Below are 26,755 nucleotides of genomic sequence, written 5' to 3' on the forward strand. Positions count from 1 at the left end.
TTCGTCGGTGGGTGCGGTCGTCCGGCTATCCGAAGAGGGCACCGGGGCCCCGCAGCGTCCCGGCGAGGTGGCTGACGACGAGGACGGCGGTCAGCACCGCGAGCACACCGGCCAGCAGCGCCCAGTCCGCGCCGCGCACCGGGGTGGGCCGCCACGTGGTGCGGGGCGCGAGACCCAGCCCCCGGGACTCCAGGGCCTGAGCCATCCGTTCGCCCTTGCGCAGCGACACCACGAGCAGGGTGAACACCACCCCGGCCAGGTGGCGCGCCCCTCGTGGGGGCCGGCCCCGCACGCCGGGGGAGCGCGCCGCGTGGGCGTGCCGGATCGTCGACCACTCGCGCGGCATCTCCTGCAGCATCCGGTACCCGGCGAGGACGGCGTAGGTCATCCGCGCGCCGAGCCGGGCGTTGTGGTGCAGGCTCGTCATCAGTGCCACGCCGTCGGTGGACAGCAGGAACCCGACGACGCACACCCCGATGACCAGCGAGCGGACGCCGAGCGCGGCGCCCACCTCGAACCCCTCGGCCGTCACGCGCAGCACGCCCCACTGCCACAGCACCTCCCCGGGACGGGTGAGGACGTTGACCGACAGCACCCCCAGGCCGAACACGAGGAACGGGAGCTGCGCCAGCGCCAGCGTGCGCGGCGCGGCCCGGGTGCCCACGGCCACGGCGGCCAGGGCCAGCACGTAGAGCACGAGCGGCGTGAGCGGGTCGAGCACGAACACGACCGCGAGCGAGACCGCGGTGAGCGAGGCGAGCTTGACCGTGGGGTTGCGGCGGCTCAGCGGGGCGTCGTCGAGCGGTGCCCGGGTGAGCGCGGTCATCGGCGCACCCGCTCGTCGAGCCTGCGCAGCACGTGCGCGACCGACGTGCCGGGCACGTGCGCGAGCAGCCAGGACACGAGCGGGGGCAGGCTGAGCCCCGCGCGCCGCACGAGGGCCGCGTCGCCCAGCACCTCGTGCGTCGGACCGTCGGCGATCATCTCGCCCTCGGTGAGCAGGACCACCCGGGTGGCGAGCGTGGCGACCGTGCGCAGGTCGTGGCTGGAGAGCACGATCGCACGTCCCGCGGCCGACTCCGCGCGCAGCGTCTCCATCGTCGCGACCGCGTCGCGCCGGTCGAGCCCGAGGGTGGGCTCGTCCGCGAGGAGGACGGGAGCGTCGTGGGCGAGGACGGCCGCGAGGCTGAGCCGGCGCTTCTCCCCGCCGGAGAGCCGGAACGGGTTCTGCCCGGACAGGTGCTCGAGCCGGTGACGCCGCAGGCGGTCCGCCACCGAGGCCTCGCCCGCCGCGCCGGTGAGCCCGTGCCCGATCTCGGCGGTCACGGTGTGCGTGAGGAACTGGTGCTCGGCGTTCTGGAACACCATGCCCGGAGCTGCCCCCGTGACGGTGCCGGCGAGCGGCGGCAGGAGTCCGGCGAGCGTGAGCAGCAGCGTGGACTTGCCGACCCCGTTGGGGCCGAGGACTGCCACGACCTCCCCGGCTCGGACCGTGAGGTCGATCCCGGTGAGCACCGGGTGGTCCTCGGGGGCCGGGCCGGCCCCCCGTCCGTCGTCCCGCCCACCGCGACGCCCCGCGCGCCGACGTCCGCCGCGCCAGGCCGCACGGCCGGCGCTCAGCCCGCGCGCGGACAGGAGGGGCGGTCCGGCAGTGGTCGGCGCCGACTCGGGCGCCGACACAGGCTCGGGCCCCGGTCCTGGATCGGTCTCCGGCTCGGTCCCCGGGCCCGACCCCGGTGCCACCTCGGCGGCGAGCCCGCGCAGGTAGTCGGTGCAGCGGGCAGACGACAGCCCGCCCGGTCCACCGCAGGCCGCCGCGAGCTCCGCCTCGAGCGGCAGCCAGCAGCCGGCCGCCACGAGCTGTTCGGCGTGCGCGAGCAGGATCTCGACGGTGTCGCCCGCGGCGAGCAGCGTGCCGTCGGGGCCGAGCACAACGGCGCGGGAGGGCAGCCCGGCGATGCCGGCCGGGCCCGCCCACTCGTCGAGCCGGTGCTCGACGAGCACGACCGCCGGGTGGTGGCGCCGCACCGCCGTGCCCAGTGCGTCGCGCACGGCGGCGATGCCGGCCGGGTCGAGCATCGAGGTGGGCTCGTCGAGGACGAGCACCTCCGGCTCCGTGACGAGCGCGGCCGCGAGCGCCACCCGCTGCGACTCGCCGCCGGAGAGGTCGGCGGAGGACCGGTCGCGCAGCGCGCCCGCGCCGACGGCGTCGAGCGCGGTGTCGATGCGGTCGTCGATCGCGGCCGGGTCGGTGCCGTGGTTCTCGAGCGGGAGCGCGAGCTCCTGCTCGACCACCGGCAGGCACACCGCGGCGCCCGGGTCCTGTGCGAGGGCGCCGATGCGGCGGGAGCGCTCGACCACGGGCGTGCCGAGGTCGTGCGCCCCGGCCACCGTCACCTCCCCCGTGACCCGTGCCGTCACCGTGTGGGGCACGACCCCGGTGATCACCTGCAGCACCGTCGACTTGCCCGAGCCCGAGGGCCCCAGGACCACCACGTGCTCGCCGGGCGCGACGCCGAGCGTGACACCGCTCAGCGCCGGCTCCGGCCGGCGCGGGAAGTGCACCGACACGTCGGTCAGCGCGACGGCCGACGCCGCCGCCGTGCCCACGGCCGGACGGTCGTGCCCGGTGGCGGCCCTGTCGTCGGGGGAGGTCCGGGCCGGCCGTGCCGACAGGCCCGTCATGCCTGACCGGCCCGGCCGATGGCGAAGTTGTCCACGACCCCGGTGCGCGCGAGCGCGTCGACGACCACCTTGGCGAGGAGCCCGCCCAGGACGACGCCGGACAGCGCCTGGATCGCCAGGCGCAGCGCGAAGATGTCCTGCCCGTACCAGCCCGAGCGGAACGCGGAGTAGAAGAACACCAGCGTTGCGCCGAGGAGCCCGGCCAGGGCGAAGATGCCCCACCCGAACCTCCGGTAGCGGGTGAGGAAGAACGGGAGCTCGCAGCCGACGCCCTGGAGCAGGGCCGCCACGAGGAGCAGCGGGCCGACCGGTGAACCGAGGAACGCGAACTCGATGGTCGCGGCGAGGACCTCGGCGAGCACGCCGGCGCCGGGACGCCGCACGATGGCCACCGCGATCGGGGCGACGATCAGCCAACCACCGAAGAGGACGTGCTCGGAGAGGTCGCCCGCGGGGCCCATGAGGACGCGCAGCCCGCTCCAGCCCTGGACGAGAGCCCAGTAGGCGAACCCGAAGACCGCGCCGAGCACCACCACGATCACGAGGTCCTTCAGCGCCCACGGGCCGTACCCGTGGCTCTGGTCCGCGCCGCTCATGACGCCACCTGCTCGCTCGGCGAACCCACCGAGACCGTGAGATGGGTGACGACGTGCGGGACGCTCGCGCCGACCCGCGCCCACGCGTCCGTCGCCGTGGCCAGGACCTCGGCGAGGTCGCCGGTGAGCATGGTCGCGTAGTGCGCGGCCTCGCTCGCCACGCCCCGCTCCCGCGCCTCGGCGATGGCCGCCATGATCGGCTCCATGTGCTCGCCGGCGCCGGACGAGCCGTCGAGCAGCGGGTAGAGCGACCACTGCGCTCGCGCGGCGATCCCGGTCGGTGCGAGCTCGACCGGCTCGCCGCCGCCGACGACGGCGCCCGGCTCGCAGGTCACCTCGCCGGGGCAGCCGCGGGAGAGCAGGATGTGGGCGACGACGTGGCCGCCGTCGGTGCGGCGCGAGGCCGCCTCGACCAGCCCGGCCGCGTAGGCGGCCAGGCGCTGCTCGGCCGGGGCACGGCGGGCGCCGACGTACGTGCTGACGGCGTCGGACTCGACGACCAGGCCGTCGAGCAGGCCGCGGTCGGCGACGTCGGCGAGCGAGCCGAGGATGACGTCGACGAAGTCGCTCGTGTGCGGGTGGATGCTCACGCGCATGCCGATCCCGCGCTGCTCGGTGGCGTCGGTCGAGACGGTGTCGGTGGCGATGCTCGTGCCGGTCGAGCGGGTGCCCGGGTCCGTCCGGGTGGTGTCGTGCTGGGTCACGGTGCCTTCCTCGGCCCGCGGGTACATCGAGACCTCCCGGCACGGCGGCCGACAGGCTCCCTGCTTCCTACGCCGGTACGAACCGGATCAGGTCGGCGGGTCTGCGGTCGTTCCGCACTCTCAGCGCCTGCAGGCGCTCCCCGGGGGTTGCCGGCACGCTACCCGGACGGGCCTGAAGCTGTCGAGGCCTGCCCGCAGGGTGGCGACCCAGGTCAGGCGCGCGACCCGAGGGCCGCGATGTGCTCCGGGAGCCGTTCGTGGCTGCCGTACATGAAGTGGTTCTCCATGCGCTCGGAGAACCGGCTCGCCTCCGTGGTCCGCCCGACCGCCTCGGCGACCTCGCGGATGTGGATCGGCGCCGCGCCGCAGCACACGCCCAGGTAGTTCACGCCGAGGTCGAGGGCCTCGCGGGCGAACGCGCCGATCTCGTAGCGGTTGGCGTACAGCGGGTCCAGCGCGGTCGGGAACGTCCGGCCGTGCGGCGCGGGGACGGAGGCGGCGACGTCGGAGAGGTTGAAGAACGTGGGCTCGGCCTCCGTCGTCCGGTAGGGGATCGGCAGGGCGCCCACGTGGCAGGAGACGGCGGCGCGGATCTCGCGCAGCCACGGCAGCATCGTGTCCGGGCCCCGGAAACAGTTGAGCCCGACGACGTCGGCCCCGCCCTGCTCGAGGCGCTGTGCGGTCTCGACGATCCCGAGTCCGTCGGCCATCTCCTGGAAGGCCATCGGCGCGAGGGTGAGCACCACCGGCAGGCCCGAGCCCTTGGCGATCTCGAGGGCGGCCAGCGCCTCTCCCGCGTAGTAGAAGGTCTCCCCGACGATGAGGTCGGCGCCCTCCTCGACGGCCCAGCCGACCATCTCCTCGAACATCGCACGCACCTCGTCCTGGCGCGCGGTGTCGGACGGGTCCCAGATGTTGGAGTTCGAGATGTTGCCGGCCACGAGGTTGCCGGGTACGCGGTCGGCGACCTCGCGCGCGATGCGCAGCGCGGAGCGGTTGAGCGGCTCGAGCAGATCCTCCTTGCCGATCACCCGCATCTTCTCGCGGTGGCCGTTGTACGTGAACGCCTCCACGATGTCCGACCCGGCTCGCTGGAAGTCGACGTGGAGCGCCGTGAGGGCCTCGGGGTGCTCGAGCGCGACCTCGGGCACGAACTCGCCGGCGGTGAGGTAGCCGCGCCGCTCGAGCTCGAAGAGGAATCCCTCGGCGCAGATCACCGGGCCGGCGTCGAGCCGTGCGGTGAAGGTCTGGTGGTCGGTCACGTGCTGCTCCTCGGGGTCGACGAGATGTCCAGCGTAGTGAACCGTGCCGGCCTGGGGTCGTGCGGCGCGGAACCGGCTGAGCCCACCAGGTGGGACGGCGGGGACTCCAGACATGAGCAGGTATGCACATGCTACGGTCTGCGCATGTCATTGCTCGAGCGGCGGCTCCAGGTCCTCGTCGACGCGCAGAGGTACGAGCGGTTGGAGTCCGAGGCGCGTGCCACGGGGCGCTCCGTCGGCGCCCTCGTGCGCTCGGCGATCGACGCCCACTTCGACGACGCGGCAGCGACCTCAGCAGCTGGAGCGGCCGCACGGCGCGTGCTTGAGGCCACCGCCGAACCCGGTGCCGCCGAGCCCGACTGGGCCGACTCGAAGGCGAGCCTTCTTGCGGGCCGCGATCCCGGTCCGGTCCTCGACGCCACGTCCACAGGCGCGGAGTGAGGGAGCGGATCTTCGTCGACACCGCGGTGCTGGCGCTCGCCGTGGGTGGCCACCATCCGCTGCGTGAGCCCTGCCGGGCACTGCTCCACGCCGCCGCGGCCGGTGACGTCGAGCTCAACATCAGCACCGAGGCGATCCAGGAGCTCCTGTTCCATCGCATGCGGCGGGGGGATCGGGGCGTGGCAGTCTCGCTCGTGCGAGACGTGCGGACCATGTGCCGCGTCCACGCGTTCGACGACACGATCGTCTCCCGCATGCTGGATCTCGTCGCCGCCGGCGGCGTGGGCGGTCGCGACGCCGTGCACGCAGCGACCGCACTCGAGCAGGGGTTCGACGCGATCGTCTCGCCGGACCGGGACCTCGACGGCGTACCGGGACTGCGCCGCCTGGACCCCGGCGCTGCTCCCTGACGAGGGCCGATCAGACGGCCGACCCCCACACCCCCGAGGTCCCGCGCCGGTGGCTACCCACCAGGTGCGTGTCGACGATCCCGACGGCCTCCATCAGGGCGAACATCGTCGTCGGGCCGACGTGGCGGAAGCCGGCGGTCTTGAGCGCCCGCGCCAGGGCCACGGACTCCGGCGACGAGCTCGGGACCTCGTCCACCGACCGCGGGGCAGGTGTGGCATCCGGCCGGTGGGACCACACGAGGTCCACCAGCCCGCCGGCCTCGCGCAGGGCCACGGTCGCCCGCGCGTTGTCGATCGTCGAGTCGATCTTGCGTCGGTTGCGGACGATCGCCGCATCCGCCATCAGCCGTTCGACGTCCGTCGCGTCGAACGCCGCCACCGCGTCCGGGTCGAACTGCGCGAACGCGGACCGGAACGCCGCCCGCTTGCGCAGGATCGTCACCCACGCGAGCCCGGACTGGAACACCTCGAGGCTGATCCGCTCGAACAGCCCCCGCTCGTCGGTGACCGGCATGCCCCACTCCGAGTCGTAGTACTCGCGCAGCAGCGGGTCGGTCGCCGCCCATCCCGGCCGGGCGAGACCGTCCTCCCCGACGACGAGGCCGTCCCCGGGTTCGGTCGCGGCGTCGCTGCTCGTCTGCGTCATAGGTGCATCGTGACGTCTCTCGGGCCGGCGGCGCACGCTGCGGCCGACCCGCTGTGGATGGCGAGGTCGCCGCGACACCTGTGGAGACGTCACCCGCACGTGGGTGCACCCGCACCCGCATCCGCGCCGGCGCCACCACCGCACCCTGCGGCACCCCACCCCGGCGGCTACGGTCGAGGACATGGCCGACCAGCATCCCCCGGTGCCCTCCGACGAGGCCCACGTCCCGGGCGTCGTCGCGCGCCTGCGGCGCACGTTCGAGGCCGGGGCCACCCTCCCGCGCGAGTCCCGGCGTGCCCACCTCGCGGACCTGCGGCGCCTCCTGACCGAGGGTGGCGACGAGCTTGGCGACGCCCTGGCCGCCGACCTCGGCCGGCACCCGACCGAGAGCTGGCTCGTCGAGATCGCCTTCACCGTCGGCGAGCTCGACCATGTCGCCCGGAACCTCAGGCGGTGGACCAGCAACCGCCGCGTGCCGGTGCCGGCGACACTCCTGCCGGCGTCGGCGACCGTCGTGCGCGAGCCGCTCGGCGTCGTCGGTGTCATCGCGCCGTGGAACTACCCGGTCCAGCTGGTCCTCGCACCGCTGGTGGGGGCGCTCGCCGCCGGGAACACCGTGGTCCTCAAGCCGAGCGAGGTCGCGCCCGCCACCTCGCGCGCGCTGGCGGGCCTCGCGGCCCGGCACCTCGACCCGGACGTCGTCGGCATCGTGCAGGGCGGGGCGGGGACGACGACCGCGCTGCTGGAGGAGCGCCTCGACCACATCTTCTACACCGGCGGCAGCCGGGTCGCCCGCATCGTCGCGACCGCCGCGGCGCAGAACCTCACCCCGGTCACGCTCGAGCTGGGCGGCTGCAGCCCCGTGTGGGTCGACCCGCGCCAGGACCTGAAGGCGGTCGCCGGTCGGATCGCCTGGGCGAAGTGGCTCAACGCGGGCCAGACCTGCGTGGCCCCCAACCACGTCCTCACCACGCCCGACGCCGCCGGCCCGCTCGCCGACCACCTCGCCGACGCCGTGCGCGCCATGTACGGGGCGGACCCGTCCGCGAGCCCCGACTACGGATGCCTGGTCAGCGAGCAGCACCACGCCCGCGTCGCGGCGCTGCTCGACGACTCCGTCGCCGCCGGAGCCCACCTCCACCACGGGGGACGTCGCGACACCGCCGCCCGCTACCTCGAGCCGACGATCCTCACGGGCGTCCGCCCCCACCACCGGGTGATGAGCGAGGAGATCTTCGGCCCCGTCCTGCCGATCGTCGAGGTCGACTCCCTCGGCTCGGCGATCGACCAGATCCGCGCCGGCGAGCACCCGCTCGCCGCCTACGCCTTCACCGACGACGACGCCGACCGTCGGCGCCTCGTGCGCGAGGTCCGCGCGGGCGGCATGGCGTTCGGCGCGCCCATGCTCCAGCTCTCCACCCCCGGTCTGCCCTTCGGGGGCGTGGGGGAGTCGGGGACCGGTGCCTACCACGGCGAGGCGTCGGTGCGGCTCTTCAGCCACGAGAAGTCGGTGTTCAGCAAGCCCCTGCGGCCCGACACGCTCGCGCTCGTGCGCGCCCCCTACGGTCGGCGCACCCGCGGCATGGTCCGGGCGATGTTCGGCATCGGCCCCCGGCGCTGAGGCCGCGCAACCGGGTCCGTGCCGGTCAGCCGCCCCAGACCCGCAGCTCCCACGCGGCCTCGGTGAGGTTCCACGCGGTCCACGCGGGGTAGTACCAGGCCGAGACGGCGATCACGGAGACGAGCACGACGCCCAGGGCGATCCACCCCGTGCGCCCCATCGAGGTCGAGGCGTCCTCCGAGACCGCGAGCGCGAGGAGCCCCGGGCGCGCGGCGGGCGGCCGGTCACCGGGGGTCCCGCGTTCGCCGTCGGGCCGGCGTCCGTCGTCGGGCACGTCGCTCCCGGTCCCGGGCCCGGCGGGCACCGCGCCGGAAACGTCCGGCACGGCGGGCCGCTGCGCGAACGGCACGACCCGGGCGAAGTGGCCGCGGAGCCACCGCCACCGCGCGACCTCGCTCTCGCGCGGCTCGCCGCGGGGGACCGGTGCGTCGGTCGGTGGCCGGAGGATCCCCAGCACCCAGCCGAGCGCGTAGGTCAGCGCGAGGACGACGAACGCCACGAACGCGATCGAGTAGAACTGGAAGATCGTGCGGTGCGAGTACAGCACCACCCACGGCAGCCACATCGACAGGTAGCCGGACAGGACCACCCACGCGCGCCAGTCCCGCAGCCGGAACGCCGCGTACAGGACGACCCCCAGGCCGACGACGGCGAGCCACCAGATCAGCGGGTTCCCCATCGAGGTCACGCCGGCGATGCACTGCTCGTCGCCGCACATCCCCAGCGTGGTCCGCTCCTCGCCGCCGGCCCGGTAGAACAGGGTGGGGCGCAGCTGGAGCAGCCACACCAGCGGGTGCCCCTGGGACTCGTGCGGGTTCACCAGCCCGGTGTGGAACTCCATCATCATCGCGTGGTAGTCCCACCAGGACACGAAGGAGTCCGGGAGCCACGACGGGTAACCCGTCGGGATGCCCGCCGCCCGCTGGTCGGCCGCCCACGTCCGGTGGAACGCCGACGACGAGGCGAACCACGACGCCCAGCTGGCCACGTACGCGAGCGCCGCCGTCGGGACGAGCGCGAAGAACGCGGGCGCCCCGCCGCGCCAGACCCCGTCGGAGAGCCAGGCGCGCGCACCCACGGCGCGCCTCGCAGCCGTGTCCCAGACGAAGATCATCAGGCCGAGCACCGCGACGGCGTAGGCGCCGGACCACTTGACCCCGCACGCGGCGCCGAGCACGACGCCGGCGGCCACCAGCCACCACCGCATGCCCACCGACGGGGCGCCGGAGCGGGGGAGCAGCCCCGTGCCGGAGCGGGCGATCGCCTCCGCGGAGCGACGGGCGAGGATCGCGCGCGTCGACTCGCGGTCCTTGACCACGAGCATCGTGCCGACGAGCACGAGGAGGGCGAGGAAGATGTCGAGCAGGCCGATGCGGCTGGCCGTGATACCGACGCCGTCGAGGGCGAGGAGCAGGCCGGCGACGCCGCCGAGCAGCGGCGAGCGGAACAGCCGGGCGCCCAGCCGGGCGACGAGGACGACCATGACGATCCCCGCGAGAGCCGAGGCGATCCGCCAGCTCTCCGGGTTCTCCGGGCCGAGGAGCCGCATCCCGAGGGCGATGATCCACTTCCCCAGCGGGGGGTGCACGACGTAGTCGGGATCGGAGGTCAGCGCGGAGAAGTCGGCGTCCGCGAACAGCGGGTTCGCGTCGTCCCCGACCCAGTCGCCCTCGTACCCGAGGGTGAGCAAGGAGTAGGCCTCCTTGACGTAGTAGGTCTCGTCGAACGCCAGCCGCTCGGGGATGCCGAGCCGGGGCAGGCGGATCACCGCGGCGACGAGCCCCACGAGCAGCGGGACCACCCAGCCGAGGACCCGGGCGCGGGGGTCGAGGACCTCGCCGAGGGGGCGCAGGCCGAGGCGGGCGCGCAGCGTGTGCTCGACCTCGTCGGCGCTCCCGTGCAGCGGACGGGGCGAGTCGTCCCGACGTCGGAGCAGCCCCGTGCGCCGGGACGGCCGCCCGTGCCGGGACGCGCCGGGGCCCGGGGTCGAGGAGGAGGACGAGATCGTCGCTGGGTCCGGTCCGGTCGGCGCGGGTGCGGCGGGGGAGGCCTCGGGGCGCTCGTCCGCGGGGTCGCTCGACGTCACCCGGAGAGTCTAGGTCGGTGCTCCCCGGCAGGCGGGCCGGCCGCCGGTAGCCGCGTTCACGCCTCGTCGGTCAGGGGCAGGCTGGAGCTCGCCGCGAGCCCCTTGGCCGCGGCGGCGACGCGGACCGCGTCGATGACGAGCTCGAGCGACGGGCGCAGCGGCGAGCCCGCCCGGGAGACGATCGAGACGGTGCGCATGACCGGTTCGTCGAGCGCGATGATGTCGACCCCGTCGGGCAGGAGGGTGAGCCCGAGGTCGGAGACGAGGGTGACGCCGAGCCCGCCGGCGACCATGGCCAACGCCGTGGACTGCTCCTCGACCGTGTGGACGATCCGCGGCTCGAACCCGTGCCGCTGACAGGCGATGCGCACGGCCCGGCCGAAGTGCGAGCGGGAGCCCGCCAGGATCCACGGCGAGTCGGCGAGCTGCGCGAGGGAGAGGGTGCCGCCGGGGAGCACGCCCGCCGGCGCGGCCACGTGCAGCCGCTCGACCGCGATCACCGTGCGGACGAGATTGCCCTCCCACGGCATCGGGTAGTCGGAGTAGTCGATGACGAACGAGAAGTCGAGCACGCCGTCGAGCACCGCCTCGGCCGTCGCCTCGGGCGGCAGCTCGGTGGTGCGGACCTCGATGCCCGGGTGGTCCACGGCGAGCCGGGCGAGGGCGGACGGGACGAGCCCGGTGGCCACCGACGCCCACACCCCGCCCGTGAGCCGTGCGCTGATGCCCTCCTGGGCGCCCTCGAGCGCGGCGGTCGCGCGCTCCACCGACGCGAGGATCTCGTCGGCGTGCTCGGAGAGCAGCACGCCGAGCTCGGTGAGCTGCACGCGGCGGCCGTGCCGCTCGACGAGCGGCATGCCGACCTCCCGCTCGAGCTGGACGAGCTGCTGGGAGACGCCGGACGGGCTGTAGTGCAGGGCGGCGGCGACCGCGGTCACGGTGCCGCGCCGATGGAGCTCGCGCAGCATGCGAAGTCGACGTAGCGACAGCTCCATGCGGTCAGCGTAGGGGCGGGACAGCACGCGCGGCCGGGGGCGAGCCGCGCCGCGCCGGTCGCTCGCTGTGCAGGAAACGTGCAGAGCACCGTGCACGAACTGTTGCTGGACGCCGTCATGGAGCCGCTCGCACGCTGGCGGGACACGAAGCATCGACGGAGGTGGTCCCCGTGACGATCATGCACGACCCGCACACCCGCACGACTCTCGCGCCGCCGGAGCACCTCCCGGCCTCCGCGGAGCCGGTGGACGCCCACCGCCTGGAGTGGACCGACCCGGTCACCGGCGTGCGCGGCTTCCTCGTGGTGCACAACCTCGTGGGCGGCCTGGCCACGGGCGGCACGCGGATGCGGGCGGGCTGCACGATCGACGAGGTCGCGGACCTCGCCCGCGGCATGTCGCTCAAGACCGCCGCGTTCGGGCTCCCGGTCGGGGGTGCCAAGGGCGGCATCGACCTCGACCCGCACGACCCGCGTGCGACCGACGTGCTCGAGCGGTTCTGCACGGCGATGCTCCCGTGGCTCGACGAGCACTGGGTGACCGCCGAGGACCTCGGTGTCACCCAGGCGACGATCGACGAGGCCTTCGCCCGCCTCGGGCTCGAGCAGTCCTACCACGCCGCCATCGGGCGCTCCGCTGCGCCGGACCGCGCGCTGCGCCGCGTCCAGGCCGGGCTCGCCGCCCGCACGCCCGACGGCCTGCTGCTCGGGGAGATCATCGGCGGCTACGGCGTGGCCCAGGCCTGCCTCGCGGCGCTGACCGCGGCAGGCACGGAGCCGACCGCAGCCACGGTCGCGGTCCAGGGCGTCGGCACGATGGGCGGCGGCGCCGCCTGGTACCTGCACCTCGCGGGCGCACGCGTCGTGGCCATGGCCGACGCCGCGGGCACGCTCTACCGCGCCGACGGCCTCGACGTACCCGCCCTGCTCGACCTGCGCGACGACTACGGGGAGATCGACCGGTCGCGGATCCCCGACGACGTCCTGCAGCTCGACCGCGACGTCGTGCTCGACGTGGCCGCCGACGTCCTCGTCCCCGCGGCCGTGTCCTACGCGATCCGCGCCGACAACGCCGACCGGGTCGCGGCCCGCGTGGTGGTGGAGGCCGCCAACGCGGGCCTCACGCCGGACGCCGAGGCGACGCTCACCGCCCGCGGGATCCCGGTGGTGCCCGACTTCGTGGCGAACGCCGGCGCCGCCGCGTGGGCGTGGTGGCTGCTGCAGGGCCAGGTCGGCACCGACCCCGCGGACTCCTTCGACCGCCTCGGCACGGAGATGCGGGCCAAGGTCGGCCAGCTGCTCGAGGAGTGGTTCGGTTCGGGCGTGCCGCCGAGGCGGACGGCCCTGGGGATCGCGGCCGCGAACCGGACGGCGCTCGCCGAGGTCCGGATGGTCATCCCCTAGCGGGACCGCGACGGTGCCGGCTGCTCGTCCCCGCGCTTGGTGACGAGGCGCGCGACGGCGTCGTCGAGGTGGGCGACGAGCAGCGCCTTGACGCTGTCGCCCGGCTGGTCGCGGATCGCCTCGCACAGCTCCTCGTGCTCCCGGACCTGGCCGCCCAGGTCCGGGTAGGTGGTCCCCAGCTCGCCCAGGCACATGCGGGTCTCGACGACGAGGGTCCGCATCGCCCGGATGAGCCGCGGACTGCCGGAGCAGGCGACGAGCACCTCGTGGAACTCCTGGTCCGCGTCCGCCACCGCGTCGGCGTCGTCGCGCGCCGCGGCCGTCCGCATCGCCCGCACGCTGCGCCCCAGCGCGCGGTGCGCCTTCTCGCGCCGCCCATCCAGCACGATCTCGACGGCCCCGCGCTCGATGACCGACCGGGTGCGGTAGACGTCGATCATCTCGTCCAGCGACAGCTCGTGGACGAACACGCCGCGGTTGACGACGGCGTCGAGGATCCCCTCGGACACCAGGCGCTGCATGGCTTCCCGGAGCGGGCCCCGGGAGACCTCGAACCGCTCGGCGAGCTCCACCTCGCCGAGCTGCGTGCCCGGCGTGAGCCGGCCCGACATGACGGCGGCGCGCAGCTCCTCGGCCACGTGCTCGACCGTGGAGCGGCGCCGCGCGGGCCGGAGCTCATCGATGGTCACGATCCTGCCTCCTGGGTGAACAGCTGTCCGAGATCCGTGGCCGTGGTGCGGGCCCCCGCGAGGCGCAGACCCTGCCAGACGGTCACCTGGTTGGCCGTGAGCACGGGCCGGCCGAGCAGCGACTCGAGCTCGGGCACGAGCGCGATCGTCCGCAGCGCGGTGTCCGGCACGAGGACCGCCCCGGCGTCGGAGCGCTCGTGGGCCAGGACGAGCTCGCGCACCCGGTCCGGCGCGAGCGTGCCCACCTCGGCCGCGGTGGTGATCCCCGCGCTGCGGGCGGCGACGATCTCGATCCCGGCGTCGCCGAGGAGGCCGGCGAACATCGCCGCGACGTCGTCCGGGTAGGTGGCCGCCACCGCGACCCGCGAGACGCCGAGGACCTCGAGCGCGGCGACGAACGCGAGGCTCGTGCTCGACGCCGGCACGCCCGCCGCCCGGGACAGCCGCTCGACCTGTCGCCGTGCGCCCTCGGGACCCCGGACGAAGCCGCCGGAGGTGCACGCCCACATCACCGACCCCGGCCGGTGGGGCGCGAGGCGTTGTGCTCCCTCGGCGAGGCGCTCCGGCGCCCCGAGGTCGAGCAGCTCGTCGGCCGCGTGCAGGTCGGTGCCGTAGACGTGGGCGAGCGGGAGCTGCGCGCCGAGCATCCCGGCGGCCAGGGCGTAGTCGTCCTCCGCCGCGTGCCCGGGGTAGATGATGCCGACGGTCGGTGCGTGCGCGCTCATGTGGCCTCCTCGACGGCGGCGCCGGCGGCGGTCGTGGTGCCCGCGGCGGTCGTGGTGGCGTCGGCAGTCGTGGTGGCGGCGTCGTCGAACACGCCGCGCAGCCGGCGCCCCGGGCCCACCATCGGCAGGCCCATACGTCCCAGGCAGGCCCAGACGGTGAGCTGGTTGGCCGTGAGGACCGGCTTCCCGAGCCGGTCTTCGAGCGGCGTGATGATGTCGTAGGTCGGCAGGTTCGTGCACGAGACGAACACGGCCTGCGAGCGCGAGTCGTCCGCCGCGAGGACGAGCTCGGCCACCGTGCGGTAGTTGACCTTCCAGATGCCGCCGCCGAGCCCGAGGTGGAGCGAGCGCACCACCTCCACGCCCAGCTCCGCGAGGAACGCGACCAGCCGGTCGGTGAGCGGCTCGTCGTAGGGCGTCATCACCGAGACACGTTCCAGGCCGAGCTCCCTGACCGCCTCGGCCAGGGCTCCGGACGTGGTCACCGCCGCGGGCGCTCCGGCGGTGAGGATCGCGGCGCGCAGCTTCTCCTCGTGGGCGAGGCCGTGGATGAAGCTGCCCGAGCTGCACAGGTAGGCCACGACCTCAGGCTCCACCCCGAGCACGTCCCGCGTGGCCGTGCGCAGGTGCTCGTGCCGGGAGACCAGCTCGGCCATCTCCAGGCTCACCGGCACCGGCTCGTAGGGGGTGCGTGCCAGGTGGAAGCTGACGTCCAGCGGCGCCCAGCGCCACAGCTCCCGCTCGAGGGCGAGGTCGAAGGGCGCGATGACGCCGATGCCGCGCTGGGTCGGCGGGCCGTCGAACTCGGCGCCCGTCAGAGCCATGGCCCCACCTCCGCGCCGCGCCAGATTGCCATATTGTTGACAATCTAGGAACGCCGCTCATACGTTGTCAACGTGCCCGAGAAGCCCGTCGTCGTCGTCCTCCACGACGGCCTCGTCCCGCCCGAGGACGCCCTGCGCCCCGTCGCCGAGCACGCCGAGATCCGTCTCGCCGAGGAGGGCGGCCTGGCCGACGCCCTGCGGGGCGCGGACGTGCTCTTCGCGTACGACTTCCTCTCCGGCGCCGTCCCCGGCGCATGGCACGCCGCCGACCGGCTCGGCTGGCTGCACGTGGCGGCGGCCGGCGTCAACAAGGTGATGACGCCCGAGGTGCGGGGGAGCGACGTGGTCGTCACCAACTCCCGCGGCCTGTACGAGGAGCCGATCGCGGAGTACGTCCTCACCCAGATCCTCTCCTTCGCCAAGGACGTCCCCGGCTCCCTGCGGCTGCAGCGGGACCACCGGTGGGTGCACCGCGAGTCCGAGCGCATCGCCGGGACGCGGGCGCTCGTCGTCGGCACGGGACCGATCGGACGGGCCACCGCCCGGCTGCTGCGGGCGGTCGGGATCGAGGTGACCGTCTCCGGGCGTCGCGCGCGCACGGGGGACCCCGACCTCGGCGACGTCACCGGACCGGACGAGCTGCACGCCGCCCTCGCGCGGGCGGACTGGGTCGTGGCGGTGGCGCCGCTGACCGACCAGACCCACGGCATGTTCGACGCCGCCGCGTTCGACGCGATGCCGGCCCACGCGCGGCTCGTCAACGTCGGCCGCGGCGAGCTCGTCCGCACGGACGACCTCGTGGCCGCGCTGCGCGCCGGGAGCATCGCGGGCGCCGCGCTCGACGTCGTCGACCCCGAGCCGCTGCCGCCGGGCCACGAGCTGTGGGACCTGGAGGGCGTGGTCGTCACCCCCCACAACGCCGGCGACTTCCACGGCTGGCGGGAGGCCCTCACCGACCTGTTCGTCGACAACTACCGGCGGTGGACGTCGGGCGCGGAGCTGCGCAACGTCGTCGACAAGGAGCTGGGATACGTGCCGAGTCCAGGGAGCGAGTCATGAACCCCGTCGAGATGTCCGCGGCCGAGCTCGTGGCGGCCTACGCCTCCGGCGATCTCTCCCCGGTCGAGGTCACCACCGCGGTGCTCGACCGCATCGAGGAGGTCGACGGCGAGCTCGGCGCGTTCTGCCTGCTCGACCGCGAGGCCGCGCTTACGCAGGCGAGGGCGTCCGAGGAGCGGTGGCTCGGCGGCCACGCCGCCGGCCTGCTCGACGGCGTCCCGATCTCCATCAAGGACATCTTCCTCACCAAGGGCTGGCCCACGCTGCGCGGCTCCCGCTCGGTGGACCCGGACCAGGCCTGGGACGTCGACTCGCCGGTCGCGGCGCGGCTGCGGGCCGACGGGATGGTGTTCGTCGGCAAGACCACCACGCCCGAGATCGCCTGGAAGGCGGTGACCGACAGTCCGCTGACCGGCGTCACCCGCAACCCCGTCGACCCCTCGCTCACCGCCGGCGGCTCCTCGGGCGGGGCGTCCGCCGCCGTCGCGGGCGGGATGGCGCCGGTCGCCGTCGGGACCGACGGCGGCGGGAGCATCCGCATCCCCGCCTCCTTCTGCGGGATCGTCGGCCTCAAGCCCACCCACGGGCGCGTCCCGATGTACCCGGCCAGCCCGTTCGGGCCCCTCGCGCACGCCGGCCCCATGACCCGCACCGTCGAGGATGCCGCGCTGCTCATGGACATCCTCGCCCTGCCCGACCACCGCGACCCCACCCAGATGCCGCCCCCGGCCCGGACGTTCCGCGGCGAGCTGGGCCGCAACGTCGAAGGCCTGCACGTCGCCTACTCCCGCGACCTCGGCTACGCCCGGGTCGACCCCGAGGTCGCCCGCGTGGTCGACGCCGCCGTCGCCCGCATCGACGCCGCAGGCCTGCACGTCGACGCCGCCGACCCCGGCTTCACGGACCCGATCGAGGCCTTCGAGCTGCTGTGGGCGAGCGGGGCCGCGACCCTGCTGCGCACCATGCCGGGCGCCCGCGACACGATCGACCCCGGCCTCGGCCGGGTCTGGGACCGCGGCGAGACCTTCTCCGCCGTCGAGTACCTCCAGGCCCGCGCGGTCGCGGCCCAGGTCGGCATCACGATGGGGACCTTCCACGAGCGCCACAACCTGCTGCTCACCCCCGCCGTGGCGGTCCCGCCCTTCGAGGCCGGCCACGAGGTGCCGCCGGGCTCGGGGCTGGAGCGCTGGCCGCAGTGGGCCACGCTCAGCTTCCCGTTCAACCTGTCCCAGCAGCCGGCGATCAGCGTCCCCGTGGGCACCACCGCCGCTGGGCTGCCCGTGGGGCTGCAGATCGTGGGGCCGCGGCACTCCGACGACCTCGTGCTCGCCGTCGCCCGGTTCGTCGAGCAGCTGCAGGACTGAGCGGGCCCGGTCGTCTCAGTCCGCGCGGGCGAACGCGAGCCGTTCGCCCGCGAACCCGGTGCGCCACACGTCGTTGCACGCCTCGGCCATCTCGGCCAGGCCCTCGACCACCGTGCCGAACACGCTGCCGGGCACCCAGCCGACGTCGCCGTTGACGAGCAGGTTGTTCCGGCCGTAGAAGATCGCCAGGTCCGTCGCCCCGCCGGCCGCGTGGGCGGCCGAGCCCGGCTCGTAGCCGAAGGCGGGGTTGCCGATCTCCCACGGCTCGAAGTCGAACAGGCACAGGTCGCCCGGGATCGGCGTCACCGTCGGGTTCTCGCGCCGCGGCGCATCCGTGATGCGGGGGAGCAGCGTGTAGACCTCGTTGCGCGCGAACTTCGCGTGCATCGCGGCGCCGGACAGGGGCAGCGCCCGCCATACCGCCTCGCTCGTCAGGGGGGCCTCGTCGTCGAGCAGGCGCGCTCGGCACGTGACCCCGCGGGACACGAGCGTGACGGTGAGGTGGCGGGCCACGGTGTCCCTCCCCGGTCCTGCGTCCCCGGCCGCGGTCAGACCGCGGCGAGGACCTCTTCCCAGATGGCCAGGCCGTCGTCGATCTCCTCGGCGGTGACGACGAGCGGCGGGATCATGCGCACCACGTTCATGTGCGCGCCGCAGGTCAGCATGAGCAGGCCGCGGCGCGCGGCCTCCTTCTGCGCGGCCTGGGCGCGGGCGTTGTCCGGCTCGCCGTCCGGGCCGGTGAACTCGCTGCCGACCATGAGGCCCAGCCCGCGGACGTCGCCGACCGCCTCGGTGGCGAGCCGGCGGGCACCGTCGAGGAGCTGCGTGCCGCGCTCGGCCGCGTTGGCGACGAGCCCCTCCTCCTCGATGACGCCGAGCGTGGCGACCGCCGCCGCGCAGGCCACCGCGTTGCCGCCGTAGGTCCCGCCCTGCGAGCCGGGCCAGGCCTTGCCCATGAGCTCGGTGGACGCGGCGATCCCGGAGAGCGGGAACCCCGAGGCGATGCCCTTGGCGATGGTGACGACGTCGGGCCGCACGTCGAAGTGCTCGTGGCCGAACATCCGTCCCGTGCGCCCGAAACCGGTCTGGATCTCGTCCATCACGAGCAGGATGCCGTGGCGGTCGGCGCGCTCGCGCAGGCCCTGGAAGAACCGGGTGTTGCCGGGGACGTACCCGCCCTCGCCGAGCACCGGCTCGACGACGAACGCGGCGACCTCCGCCGGCGAGCAGATCGTGGCGAAGAGGTAGTCCAGCTCGCGCAGCGCGAAGTCGGTCGCCTCCTCCTCGGACCACCCGTACCGGTAGGCCGTGGGGAACGGCGCCACGTGGACGCCGCTCATCAGCGGGCTGAAGCCCGCGGAGAACCGGGTGCCCGACGTCGTCATCGACGCCGCCGCGACCGTGCGGCCGTGGAACCCGCCGTGGAAGACGAGCACGTTCGGCCGGCCGGTCGCCTGGCGCACGAGCCGCAGGGCCGCCTCGACGGCCTCGCTGCCGGAGTTGGCGTAGAACACCGAGTCCAGCCCGGCGGGCAGCACGTCCGTGAGGCGCTCGGTGAGCTCGAGCAGGGGGCCGTGCATGACGGTCGTGTACTGGCCGTGGATCAGCTTCCCGACCTGCTCCTGGGCCGCGGCCACGACCTTGGGGTGGCAGTGCCCCGTGCTCACCACGCCGATGCCGGCGGTGAAGTCGAGGTACCGGCGCCCGTCGACGTCGAACACGTGGCTGCCGCGCGCGTGGTCGACCGTGACCGGCGTCGCCTGCAGGAGTCTGGGGGACAGCGTCGTCATGGAGACCTCCTCGAGTGGTTGTCTGATTGTCGACAATACTTCTACGATGGTCGGGACGGCAAGGGAGGCGGACATGCAGGAGAAGGAAGCGATCGCGACGGTCCCGTCGGGGCTGTTCATCGGCGGACGGTGGACGCCCGCGGCGAGGACGATGCCGGTGGAGGACCCGTCCACCGGCGAGGTGCTGTGCGAGGTGGCCGACGCGGACCCCGCGGAGGCCATGACCGCGCTCGACGCGGCGGCGGCGGCCCAGCCCGCGTGGGCGGCCACGCCGCCGCGCGAGCGCAGCGAGATCCTCACCCGCGCGCACGGCCTGCTCGTCGAGGAGACCGAGCGGCTGGCGCTGATCATGACCCTGGAGATGGGCAAGCCGCTCGCGGAGTCCCGCGGCGAGATCGCCTACGCGGCGGAGTTCTTCCGCTGGTTCGCCGAGGAGGCCGTCCGCATCGACGGCGGCTACATGACCGCCCCCGCGGGCGGCTCGCGGTTCCTCGTCAGCCGCCAGCCGGTGGGACCGAGCATCCTCATCACGCCGTGGAACTTCCCGATGGCGATGGGCACCCGCAAGATCGGACCGGCCATCGCCGCCGGGTGCACCTCGGTCATCAAGCCGGCCGCGCAGACCCCGCTGTCCACGCTCGCGCTCGCGGACATCCTCGTGCGGGCGGGCCTGCCCGACGGCGTCGTCAACGTCGTCACCACCAGCAGGTCCGGCGACGCGATGACGCCGCTCATCCTCGACCCACGCTCCCGCAAGCTCTCCTTCACCGGCTCCACCCCGGTGGGCAAGCACCTGCTCGAGCAGGCCGCGCAGACCGTCATGCGCACGTCCATGGAGCTCGGCGGCAACGCGCCGTTCCTCGTCTTCGACGACGCCGACCTCGACGCCGCCGTGGACGGGGCCATGCAGGCCAAGATGCGCAACATCGGCCAGGCCTGCACCGCGGCGAACCGCATCCTCGTCCACCGACCGCTCGCCGAGGAGTTCGCCGACCGGCTCGCGCGGCGGATGGGCGAGCTCGCGATGGGACGCGGCGTCGAGGACGGCGTCGTCGTCGGCCCGCTCGTCAACCAGGGCGCGGTGGACAAGGTCGACGAGCTCGTCACCGACGCCGTCGGGCGCGGCGCCCGGGCCCGGATCGGTGGGGATCCGGCGGACCGGCCCGGCTACTTCTACCCGGCGACCGTGCTCACCGACGTCCCGGCCGACGCCGAGATCTCCCGCACCGAGATCTTCGGCCCCGTCGCGGCGATCACGGCCTTCGACACCGAGGACGAGGCGGTGACGATGGCCAACGACACCCCGTTCGGCCTCATCTCCTACGTCTACACCCGCGACCTCACCCGGGCGCTGCGCGTGAGCGAGGCGCTCGAGGCCGGGATGGTGGGCCTCAACCAGGGCGTCATCTCGAACCCCGCGGCGCCGTTCGGCGGGATCAAGGAGTCGGGGCTCGGCCGCGAGGGCGGGCTCACCGGCATCGACGAGTTCCTCGAGACCAAGTACGTCGGGATCTCGATGAAGGGCTGAGAGCGGGCGCGCGCCCGGGGCCCTGCCGCGAGCACGGTCCGACGACGGGGGAGACTGGGCGCATGAGCGAGCAGTCCGGCGTCGTCCTCCTGGCCGCCACCCCCATCGGGAACGCCGGGGACGCCTCCCCGCGGCTGCGCGAGGCGCTCGCCTCCGCCGAGGTCGTCGCCGCCGAGGACACCCGCCGGCTGCGCGACCTCGCCCGCCGCCTCGAGGTCACCGTGACCGGTCGTGTCGTCAGCCTCTACGAGCACAACGAGGACGCCCGCTCCGCCGAGCTGCTCGCCGCCGTCGAGGAGGGGTCCACCGTGCTCGTGGTGACCGACGCCGGCATGCCGGCCGTCTCCGACCCCGGGTACCGCCTCGTGCGCCACGCGATCGACGCCGGCGCACGCGTCTCCGCGCTGCCCGGCCCGTCGGCCGTCCTCACGGCGCTCGCCCTGTCCGGCCTGCCCACCGACCGCTTCGCGTTCGAGGGCTTCCTCCCGCGCAAGGCCGGGGACCGGGCGCGGGCGCTGGCCGGCCTCGCCGCCGAGGCACGCACGCTGGTGTTCTTCGAGGCGCCCCACCGCCTGCTCGAGACGCTGGGCGCGATGGCGGGGGCGTTCGGGGCCGACCGCCCGGCGGCCGTCGCCCGCGAGCTGACCAAGACCTACGAGGAGGTCCGCCGCGGCACGCTCGGCGAGCTCGCCGCCTGGGAGGACGAGGTGCGCGGCGAGATCTGCGTCGTCGTCGGGGGTGCGCCGCCGACGGTGGCGACGGTGGCCGACCACGTGGACGAGGTGCTCGCCCTCGCCGCGGACGGGCTGCGCCTCAAGGACGCCGCCGGCGAGGTCGCGACGGCCACGGGCCTGAGGAAGAACGACCTCTACGCTGCGGCGCTGGAGGCCCGGGCGGCGCGGTAGCTGCGCCCGCTGCGCGCCGTGGTTGTCGATGGTGCTGGTCAGGGCGCCACGGTCCGATCGGCGACTCCACTGTCGTCCCAGGTAGCCGGATCGCAGGATCTACCTGAGCAGCACCAGGTTGCTCGGAAGCCTCGCCACGCGGAGGATCCGCCGCTAATGTCCGTGCATGACGCCCAGCGCCGAGCTGGCAGCACCCCTGTCCCGGACCATCAACCGGGTCAAGCGCCAGATCCTCACGCAGTTTCCTCCCGCACGGTGGGCCGCAGACGGGAGGCACGAGGAGCGTCGCCGTCACTGGGCGCCGTACCTGCCCGTGCTCGATGCGCAGCAGGCCGCCCTGGTGTCCACCCTGAACCGTGACGCCATCCGGATCGGTCTGCTCGAAGATCTCGCGATCCCCCGGACGGCCGAGCTGAAGAACGCACTCGACGCCCTGGTCGGCCGGCTGGCGGCGCAGTCGGCGGACGGCGCCAGCACGCTCCGCCCCTCGCTGGACGAGCTGCTGGACGACATGTCCCTCTGGCACTGGGGGCTCGAGCCCCGGCTGCTGGACGTCGTCGAGAACTACCTCGGGGTCCCGGCCCGGTACTACGGCGCGGACGTCCGCCGCGAGGTGGGCAACGGCCAGGTCGAGGGCGTGCGGCAGTGGCACCTCGATGTCGAGGACCGCAGGACCGTCAAGATCCTCGTCTGGCTCAACGACGTCGACGAACAGGGTGGCCCGTTCGCCTACCTACCCGTGGCGGAGTCCCTCCGGGCCGTCGGCCGGCTTCATTACGTGTCCGGGTTCGTGGCCGACGACCGGTTGGACAGCTTCGTGCCCGCGGACGCGGCCCGGACGGCCACGGGGCCGACCTGGACCACGATCGTGGCGGACAACTGCCGGCTGCTGCACCGCGCGACGCCCCCGGTCGCCCGGGACCGGTACTCCGTCACCTTCACCTGGTCCTCCCGGACGCCGATCAAGACCCAGCCCGCACCCGACTACTCCACCGCCCACCTCGAGCGGATCCGGACGGGTCTGTCAGCACGCCAGCTGGAGTGCCTGCCGCCCAGCATGGCCGGCTGACCTCCCGGGGGAGGCGTTCGGTCTCTCGGGAAGGCGTTCGGCCCGGGCCGCCCGGTCGCTGCACCCGCAGCGTCCGGTGGCGGTACCCGGGCCGCTGTCTCAGCGGACCGCCAGCGCCACCCGCTCGGACTCCACCAGCTCGACCCCGGCGGCCGTGAGCACCTCGTGGGCCATCTCGCCCAGCTCGGGCGAGACCGGAGCCGTCAGGTCGGTGAGCACGCGGACCGGCAGCCCGAGCCGGCGTGCGTCCAGCGCGGTGGCCTTGACGCAGTGCGACTCCGCGAGCCCCACGACGTCGACGCTGCCGATGCACAGCTGGTCGAGGATCTCGGCGAGGGTGCGCCCCTCGGCATCGATCCCGTCGAAGCCCGAGTACGCGGCCTCGTAGGCGCCCTTCTTCACGGCGGCGTCGGTCTCGAGGTCCGTCAGGGCGGGGTGCAGCTCGGCCTCGTCGGTGCCGGCCACGCCGTGCGGCGGCCAGCTGTCGATGAAGTCCGGGGTGTCGGAGAAGTGGTCCCCGGGGTCCACGTGCCAGTCCTGGGTGGTGACGACCGCGGCGTAGTCGTCGCTGTGGGACCCGGCGTAGGCGGCGATCCGACGCGCGATCTCGTTGCCGCCGGGGACCGGAAGTGCACCTCCCTCGCAGAAGGTGGGTTGAACATCGACCACCAGCAGTGCGCGCCGGTTCCGGCGCCTGCGGTCGCCCATCATCACGTTGCTCCGTTCGACTGACCGGTTTCGGGTGAACCCGGTGCCGCGCCATCCTGCCACCGGAAGGTGGCCGTGGCGCAAGGGGAGGTGAGACCTCCGGCACGCGTGGGCGCAACTACCCTGGGCGGTATGACCCACATCCTCTCCGCCGTGGCGTGGCCGTACGCGAACGGCCCCCGGCACATCGGGCACGTCGCCGGCTTCGGCGTGCCCTCCGACGTCTTCAGCAGGTACGCCCGGATGGCGGGTCACGACGTCCTCATGGTGTCCGGCTCCGACGAGCACGGCACGCCGATCCTCATCGCCGCCGACGAGGCCGGCGTGTCCGCCCAGGAGCTCGCCGACACGAACCACCGGCTCATCGCCGAGGACCTCGTCGCGCTCGGGCTGACCTACGACCTCTACACGCGTACGACGGCGGGCAACCACCACAAGGTGGTCCAGGAGATGTTCGAGGGCGTCCACGCCAACGGCTACTTCATCGAGCAGACCACGCACGGCGCGGTGTCGCCGTCGACCGGACGCACCCTGCCGGACCGGTACATCGAGGGCACGTGCCCGATCTGCGGCGCGGGCGGCGCGCGCGGCGACCAGTGCGACACGTGCGGCAACCAGCTCGACCCGGCCGACCTCATCGACCCCGTCTCCCGCATCAACGGCGAGACGCCGGAGTTCGTCGAGACCCAGCACTTCTTCCTCGACCTGCCGGCCCTCGCCGAGGAGCTCGGCCGCTGGCTGGACGAGCGCGAGGCCGCCGGCACGTGGCGGCCCAACGTCATCCGGTTCAGCCAGAACATCCTGGGGGACATCCGGCCGCGCGCGATGACCCGGGACATCGACTGGGGCATCTCCGTCCCGCTCGACGGCTGGCGCGAGAACCCCACGAAGAAGCTCTACGTCTGGTTCGACGCCGTCATCGGCTACCTCTCGGCGTCGGTGGAGTGGGCCCGCCGGTCCGGCGACCCGGACGCGTGGCGCGCCTGGTGGAACGACCCCGAGGCCCTGTCCTTCTACTTCATGGGCAAGGACAACATCACGTTCCACTCCCAGATCTGGCCCGCCGAGCTCCTCGCCTACTCGGGGCGCGGCGCCAGGGGCGGGACCGCCGGGCACCTGGGCGAGCTCAACCTGCCCACCGAGGTCGTCAGCTCGGAGTTCCTCACCATGGAGGGCCGCAAGCTCTCCAGCTCCAAGCGCGTCGTCATCTACGTGCGGGACATGCTTCAGCGGTACCAGGTCGACGCCTTCCGCTACTTCGTCGCGTCCGCCGGTCCCGAGGCCCACGACGTCGACTTCACCTGGGCGGAGTTCGTGCGCCGGACCAACGGCGAGCTCGTGGCCGGCTGGGGCAACCTCGTCAACCGCACGGCGTCGATGATCGCCAAGAACGTCGGCGAGGTGCCGGCGCCCGTCGAGGCCGAGATCACCGACCTCGAGCGCGAGCTGAGCGCCGCGGTGGCGGGCGGCTTCACGACCGTCGGTCAGCTCGTCGGCGCCCACCGCCAGCGCGCGGCGATCGCCGAGGCGATGCGTCTGGTGGGCGTCGCCAACACCTACGTCACGCAGACCGAGCCGTTCCGCCTCAAGAGCGAGGAGCAGCGGCCGCGCCTGCTCACGGTCCTGCACACGCTCGCGCAGGCCGTCTCGGACCTCAACGTCATGCTCTCGCCGTTCCTCCCGCACTCGAGCAACGCCGTCGACGCCGCGATCGGCGGGACGGGCGACATCCAGCCGATGCCCCGGCTCGAGGAGGTCGACGACCTGGAGAACGACCGCCGGTACCCGATCATCACCGGCGACTACTCCGACCCCACGCCGTGGGCCGCACGCCCCGTGCGCGTCGGTGCCCCGGTCGGGAAGCCGTCCCCGATCTTCACCAAGCTCGACGACTCGATCGTCACCGAGGAGCTCGGCCGGCTCGGCGTCGACGGAGCGCCCCCCGCGGCGTCCGCGGGCAGCGACTCGTGAGCGGCGGGAACGGGAAGAAGAAGGAGCGAGGTTTCCCGCCTACCGACGACGCGCTCCCGGGCGCCGTCGTCGACAACCACACCCACCTGCCGCTCCTGCGGGCGGACGGTTCACCGGTCGACCCGCGCGACGCCGGGCTGCCCGGCGGCGTCGACCCCCTCACCACCGAGGAGCAGCTCGCGCGCGCCCGGGAGGTCGGCGTCGTCGGCCTGCTCAGCGTGGCCTGCGACGTCCCCAGCCTGGCCGGCACGGTCGAGCTCGCCCGCTCCGAGCCGTCGATCGGTGCGGCCGTGGGCATCCATCCCAACGAGTCGGCGCTGCACGCCCGCGTGCACGACGTCGCCCCGGACGGCCTCGACCCGGCCGTGCGCGACCACCACGAGCTGACCTACGCGCAGGCCTTCGAGCGCGTCGTGGAGCTCGCGGGCGACGACCGGGTCGTCGCGGTGGGGGAGACCGGCCTCGACTTCTTCCGCACCGCCGCCGGGCGGGGCCACGACGCCCAGGTCGCCGCGTTCCGCGACCACCTCGCGCTCGCCCGCGAGCTCGGCAAGCCGGTCCAGATCCACGACCGCGAGGCCCACGACGAGGTCGCCGAGATCCTCCTGCGCGACGGCGCCCCCGAGCGGACGGTCTTCCACTGCTTCTCCGGCGGCGAGCGGCTCGCCCGCCTGTGCGCCGAGCACGGCTGGTACGTGTCCGTGGCCGGCCCGGTGACCTTCCGGAGCAACGACCAGCTGCGCGAGGCGGTCGCTCTCGTGCCGGACGACCTGCTGCTCGTGGAGACCGACGCGCCCTACCTCACGCCGGTGCCGTTCCGGGGCCGGCCCAACGCGAGCTACGTGCTCACGCGCACCGTGCGGGCGCTCGCCGAGCAGCGCGGGGTCGGCCTGGAGCGGCTGTGCGAGCGGCTCACCGCCACGACCCGCGAGGTCTACGGGGAGTTCTGGTCCGCCTCCGCGTGACCGGGAGGCCCGCGCCGGGTGACTGGTGAGGCTTGCTCCGCGTGACCGGTGGGGCTCGTGCCGCGTGATCGGCGACGGTCCTGGGTCACGGGACGGTCACGTCCCCAGGTCACGGTGCCGCGCGGAGGCCCGGCCGGCCGGGAGGAGACCCGGCGTCGGGAGGGTGCTTGTTAGCACAGGTTGTGGGCCAGGTCGCAGCGCCGTGCGCGCAGGCGTGTCGTGACCTTGACCTCACGCCCGGTCGCAGCCTTGTCGCTAGGTCACAGAACGGTTACGTTCATTGCCGCCCCCCGGACACCTGATGAATGG

24 protein-coding genes, 1 pseudogene and 1 riboswitch are annotated in these 26,755 nt (G+C 74.1%); of the genes and pseudogenes, 11 read left to right on the plus strand and 14 right to left on the minus strand.

Features of this window, described 5'->3' with window-relative positions; all coding sequences use genetic code 11:
* Positions 1 to 25: 25 nt before the first annotated feature.
* The 5 genes from AC24HA_RS03955 to AC24HA_RS03975 all read right to left on the minus strand — a co-directional run bounded on the left by AC24HA_RS03955 (position 26) and on the right by AC24HA_RS03975 (position 5,247).
* Positions 26 to 826: an energy-coupling factor transporter transmembrane component T family protein gene (locus tag AC24HA_RS03955; protein WP_425709301.1), complete on the minus strand. Its 801-nt coding sequence runs from the start codon at positions 824 to 826 to the stop codon at positions 26 to 28.
* Positions 823 to 2,610: an ABC transporter ATP-binding protein gene (locus tag AC24HA_RS03960; protein WP_425709302.1), complete on the minus strand. Its 1,788-nt coding sequence runs from the start codon at positions 2,608 to 2,610 to the stop codon at positions 823 to 825. The genes AC24HA_RS03955 and AC24HA_RS03960 overlap by 4 nt, the downstream gene beginning before the upstream one ends.
* A gap of 71 nt (positions 2,611 to 2,681) precedes the next feature.
* Positions 2,682 to 3,281: an ECF transporter S component gene (locus AC24HA_RS03965; protein ID WP_425709303.1), complete on the minus strand. Its 600-nt coding sequence runs from the start codon at positions 3,279 to 3,281 to the stop codon at positions 2,682 to 2,684.
* Positions 3,278 to 3,985 (minus strand): YkoF family thiamine/hydroxymethylpyrimidine-binding protein, encoded by a 708-nt coding sequence (locus AC24HA_RS03970; protein ID WP_425709304.1) that lies wholly within the window; start codon positions 3,983 to 3,985, stop codon positions 3,278 to 3,280. Before AC24HA_RS03970 ends, AC24HA_RS03965 begins: the two co-directional genes overlap by 4 nt.
* A 45-nt stretch (positions 3,986 to 4,030) precedes the next feature.
* A riboswitch (TPP riboswitch) is annotated at positions 4,031 to 4,138 on the minus strand.
* A 59-nt stretch (positions 4,139 to 4,197) separates the two neighbouring features.
* Positions 4,198 to 5,247 carry a homocysteine S-methyltransferase family protein gene (locus AC24HA_RS03975; protein ID WP_425709305.1) on the minus strand — a complete coding sequence of 350 codons (1,050 nt, stop codon included), beginning with the start codon at positions 5,245 to 5,247 and terminating at the stop codon, positions 4,198 to 4,200.
* A 144-nt stretch (positions 5,248 to 5,391) separates the two neighbouring features.
* On the opposite strand from AC24HA_RS03975, the gene AC24HA_RS03980 reads away from it, so the two are divergent.
* The gene (locus AC24HA_RS03980; protein WP_425709306.1) at positions 5,392 to 5,688 is read left to right on the plus strand and encodes a ribbon-helix-helix protein, CopG family; all 297 of its coding nucleotides are present in this window, start codon (positions 5,392 to 5,394) and stop codon (positions 5,686 to 5,688) included.
* On the plus strand, positions 5,685 to 6,098 hold the full coding sequence (locus tag AC24HA_RS03985) for a type II toxin-antitoxin system VapC family toxin (RefSeq protein ID WP_425709307.1): 414 nt from the start codon (positions 5,685 to 5,687) through the stop codon (positions 6,096 to 6,098). The genes AC24HA_RS03980 and AC24HA_RS03985 overlap by 4 nt, the downstream gene beginning before the upstream one ends.
* Before the next feature lie 10 nt (positions 6,099 to 6,108).
* On the opposite strand, the gene AC24HA_RS03990 is transcribed toward AC24HA_RS03985, so the two are convergent.
* A complete protein-coding gene (locus AC24HA_RS03990) occupies positions 6,109 to 6,744 on the minus strand; it encodes a DNA-3-methyladenine glycosylase I (protein WP_425709308.1) in 636 nt (211 codons plus the stop codon).
* Between the two features lie 181 nt (positions 6,745 to 6,925).
* On the opposite strand from AC24HA_RS03990, the gene AC24HA_RS03995 reads away from it, so the two are divergent.
* Positions 6,926 to 8,365 (plus strand): aldehyde dehydrogenase family protein, encoded by a 1,440-nt coding sequence (locus AC24HA_RS03995; RefSeq protein ID WP_425709309.1) that lies wholly within the window; start codon positions 6,926 to 6,928, stop codon positions 8,363 to 8,365.
* A gap of 25 nt (positions 8,366 to 8,390) precedes the next feature.
* On the opposite strand, the gene AC24HA_RS04000 is transcribed toward AC24HA_RS03995, so the two are convergent.
* Positions 8,391 to 10,451 carry a dolichyl-phosphate-mannose--protein mannosyltransferase gene (locus AC24HA_RS04000; protein WP_425709310.1) on the minus strand — a complete coding sequence of 687 codons (2,061 nt, stop codon included), beginning with the start codon at positions 10,449 to 10,451 and terminating at the stop codon, positions 8,391 to 8,393.
* 56 nt (positions 10,452 to 10,507) lie between these two features.
* Positions 10,508 to 11,446, minus strand: coding sequence for a LysR family transcriptional regulator (locus tag AC24HA_RS04005; protein WP_425709311.1), 939 nt, complete (start codon positions 11,444 to 11,446; stop codon positions 10,508 to 10,510).
* Between the two features lie 179 nt (positions 11,447 to 11,625).
* Here AC24HA_RS04005 and AC24HA_RS04010 point away from each other — a divergent pair, with 179 nt between their 5' ends.
* A complete protein-coding gene (locus AC24HA_RS04010; RefSeq protein WP_425709420.1) occupies positions 11,626 to 12,849 on the plus strand; it encodes a Glu/Leu/Phe/Val dehydrogenase dimerization domain-containing protein in 1,224 nt (407 codons plus the stop codon).
* Here the strand turns inward: AC24HA_RS04010 and AC24HA_RS04015 are convergent.
* The 3 genes and pseudogenes from AC24HA_RS04015 to AC24HA_RS04025 form a co-directional block, all read right to left on the minus strand.
* Positions 12,846 to 13,538 carry a GntR family transcriptional regulator gene (locus tag AC24HA_RS04015; protein ID WP_425709312.1) on the minus strand — a complete coding sequence of 231 codons (693 nt, stop codon included), beginning with the start codon at positions 13,536 to 13,538 and terminating at the stop codon, positions 12,846 to 12,848. The two genes, AC24HA_RS04010 and AC24HA_RS04015, sit on opposite strands and share 4 nt — an antisense overlap.
* The gene (locus AC24HA_RS04020; RefSeq protein ID WP_425709313.1) at positions 13,535 to 14,263 is read right to left on the minus strand and encodes a maleate cis-trans isomerase family protein; all 729 of its coding nucleotides are present in this window, start codon (positions 14,261 to 14,263) and stop codon (positions 13,535 to 13,537) included. Before AC24HA_RS04020 ends, AC24HA_RS04015 begins: the two co-directional genes overlap by 4 nt.
* A gap of 86 nt (positions 14,264 to 14,349) precedes the next feature.
* Positions 14,350 to 15,087: pseudogene (locus AC24HA_RS04025) on the minus strand (maleate cis-trans isomerase family protein); the annotation flags it as partial.
* Positions 15,088 to 15,159: 72 nt separating this feature from the next.
* Here AC24HA_RS04025 and AC24HA_RS04030 point away from each other — a divergent pair.
* Together AC24HA_RS04030 and AC24HA_RS04035 are read left to right on the plus strand one after the other, a co-directional pair.
* Entirely contained in the window at positions 15,160 to 16,146 is a 987-nt protein-coding gene (locus AC24HA_RS04030; protein ID WP_425709315.1) for a D-2-hydroxyacid dehydrogenase, read from the plus strand.
* The gene (locus AC24HA_RS04035) at positions 16,143 to 17,510 is read left to right on the plus strand and encodes an amidase (protein WP_425709316.1); all 1,368 of its coding nucleotides are present in this window, start codon (positions 16,143 to 16,145) and stop codon (positions 17,508 to 17,510) included. The genes AC24HA_RS04030 and AC24HA_RS04035 overlap by 4 nt, the downstream gene beginning before the upstream one ends.
* A gap of 15 nt (positions 17,511 to 17,525) precedes the next feature.
* Here the strand turns inward: AC24HA_RS04035 and AC24HA_RS04040 are convergent, their stop codons facing one another.
* A complete protein-coding gene (locus AC24HA_RS04040; RefSeq protein WP_425709317.1) occupies positions 17,526 to 18,023 on the minus strand; it encodes a DUF3830 family protein in 498 nt (165 codons plus the stop codon).
* Between the two features lie 35 nt (positions 18,024 to 18,058).
* The gene (locus tag AC24HA_RS04045) at positions 18,059 to 19,300 is read right to left on the minus strand and encodes an aspartate aminotransferase family protein (protein WP_425709318.1); all 1,242 of its coding nucleotides are present in this window, start codon (positions 19,298 to 19,300) and stop codon (positions 18,059 to 18,061) included.
* A gap of 73 nt (positions 19,301 to 19,373) precedes the next feature.
* Here AC24HA_RS04045 and AC24HA_RS04050 point away from each other — a divergent pair, with 73 nt between their 5' ends.
* From AC24HA_RS04050 to AC24HA_RS04060, 3 genes are all read left to right on the plus strand, one after another.
* Positions 19,374 to 20,828 carry an NAD-dependent succinate-semialdehyde dehydrogenase gene (locus tag AC24HA_RS04050; RefSeq protein ID WP_425709319.1) on the plus strand — a complete coding sequence of 485 codons (1,455 nt, stop codon included), beginning with the start codon at positions 19,374 to 19,376 and terminating at the stop codon, positions 20,826 to 20,828.
* A 62-nt stretch (positions 20,829 to 20,890) separates the two neighbouring features.
* Positions 20,891 to 21,733 carry a 16S rRNA (cytidine(1402)-2'-O)-methyltransferase gene (gene rsmI, locus AC24HA_RS04055; RefSeq protein WP_425709320.1) on the plus strand — a complete coding sequence of 281 codons (843 nt, stop codon included), beginning with the start codon at positions 20,891 to 20,893 and terminating at the stop codon, positions 21,731 to 21,733.
* A gap of 166 nt (positions 21,734 to 21,899) precedes the next feature.
* Complete coding sequence (locus AC24HA_RS04060) at positions 21,900 to 22,802, plus strand: phytanoyl-CoA dioxygenase family protein (protein ID WP_425709321.1); 903 nt, start codon at positions 21,900 to 21,902, stop codon at positions 22,800 to 22,802.
* Positions 22,803 to 22,901: 99 nt separating this feature from the next.
* On the opposite strand, the gene AC24HA_RS04065 is transcribed toward AC24HA_RS04060, so the two are convergent.
* Entirely contained in the window at positions 22,902 to 23,513 is a 612-nt protein-coding gene (locus AC24HA_RS04065; protein WP_425709421.1) for an isochorismatase family protein, read from the minus strand.
* 129 nt (positions 23,514 to 23,642) lie between these two features.
* On the opposite strand from AC24HA_RS04065, the gene metG reads away from it, so the two are divergent.
* Both metG and AC24HA_RS04075 read left to right on the plus strand, forming a co-directional pair.
* The gene (gene metG, locus AC24HA_RS04070) at positions 23,643 to 25,481 is read left to right on the plus strand and encodes a methionine--tRNA ligase (protein WP_425709322.1); all 1,839 of its coding nucleotides are present in this window, start codon (positions 23,643 to 23,645) and stop codon (positions 25,479 to 25,481) included.
* Positions 25,478 to 26,446, plus strand: coding sequence for a TatD family hydrolase (locus tag AC24HA_RS04075; RefSeq protein WP_425709323.1), 969 nt, complete (start codon positions 25,478 to 25,480; stop codon positions 26,444 to 26,446). The genes metG and AC24HA_RS04075 overlap by 4 nt, the downstream gene beginning before the upstream one ends.
* Positions 26,447 to 26,755: the final 309 nt, after the last annotated feature.

This window comes from Georgenia sp. Z1491, from assembly GCF_057652395.1.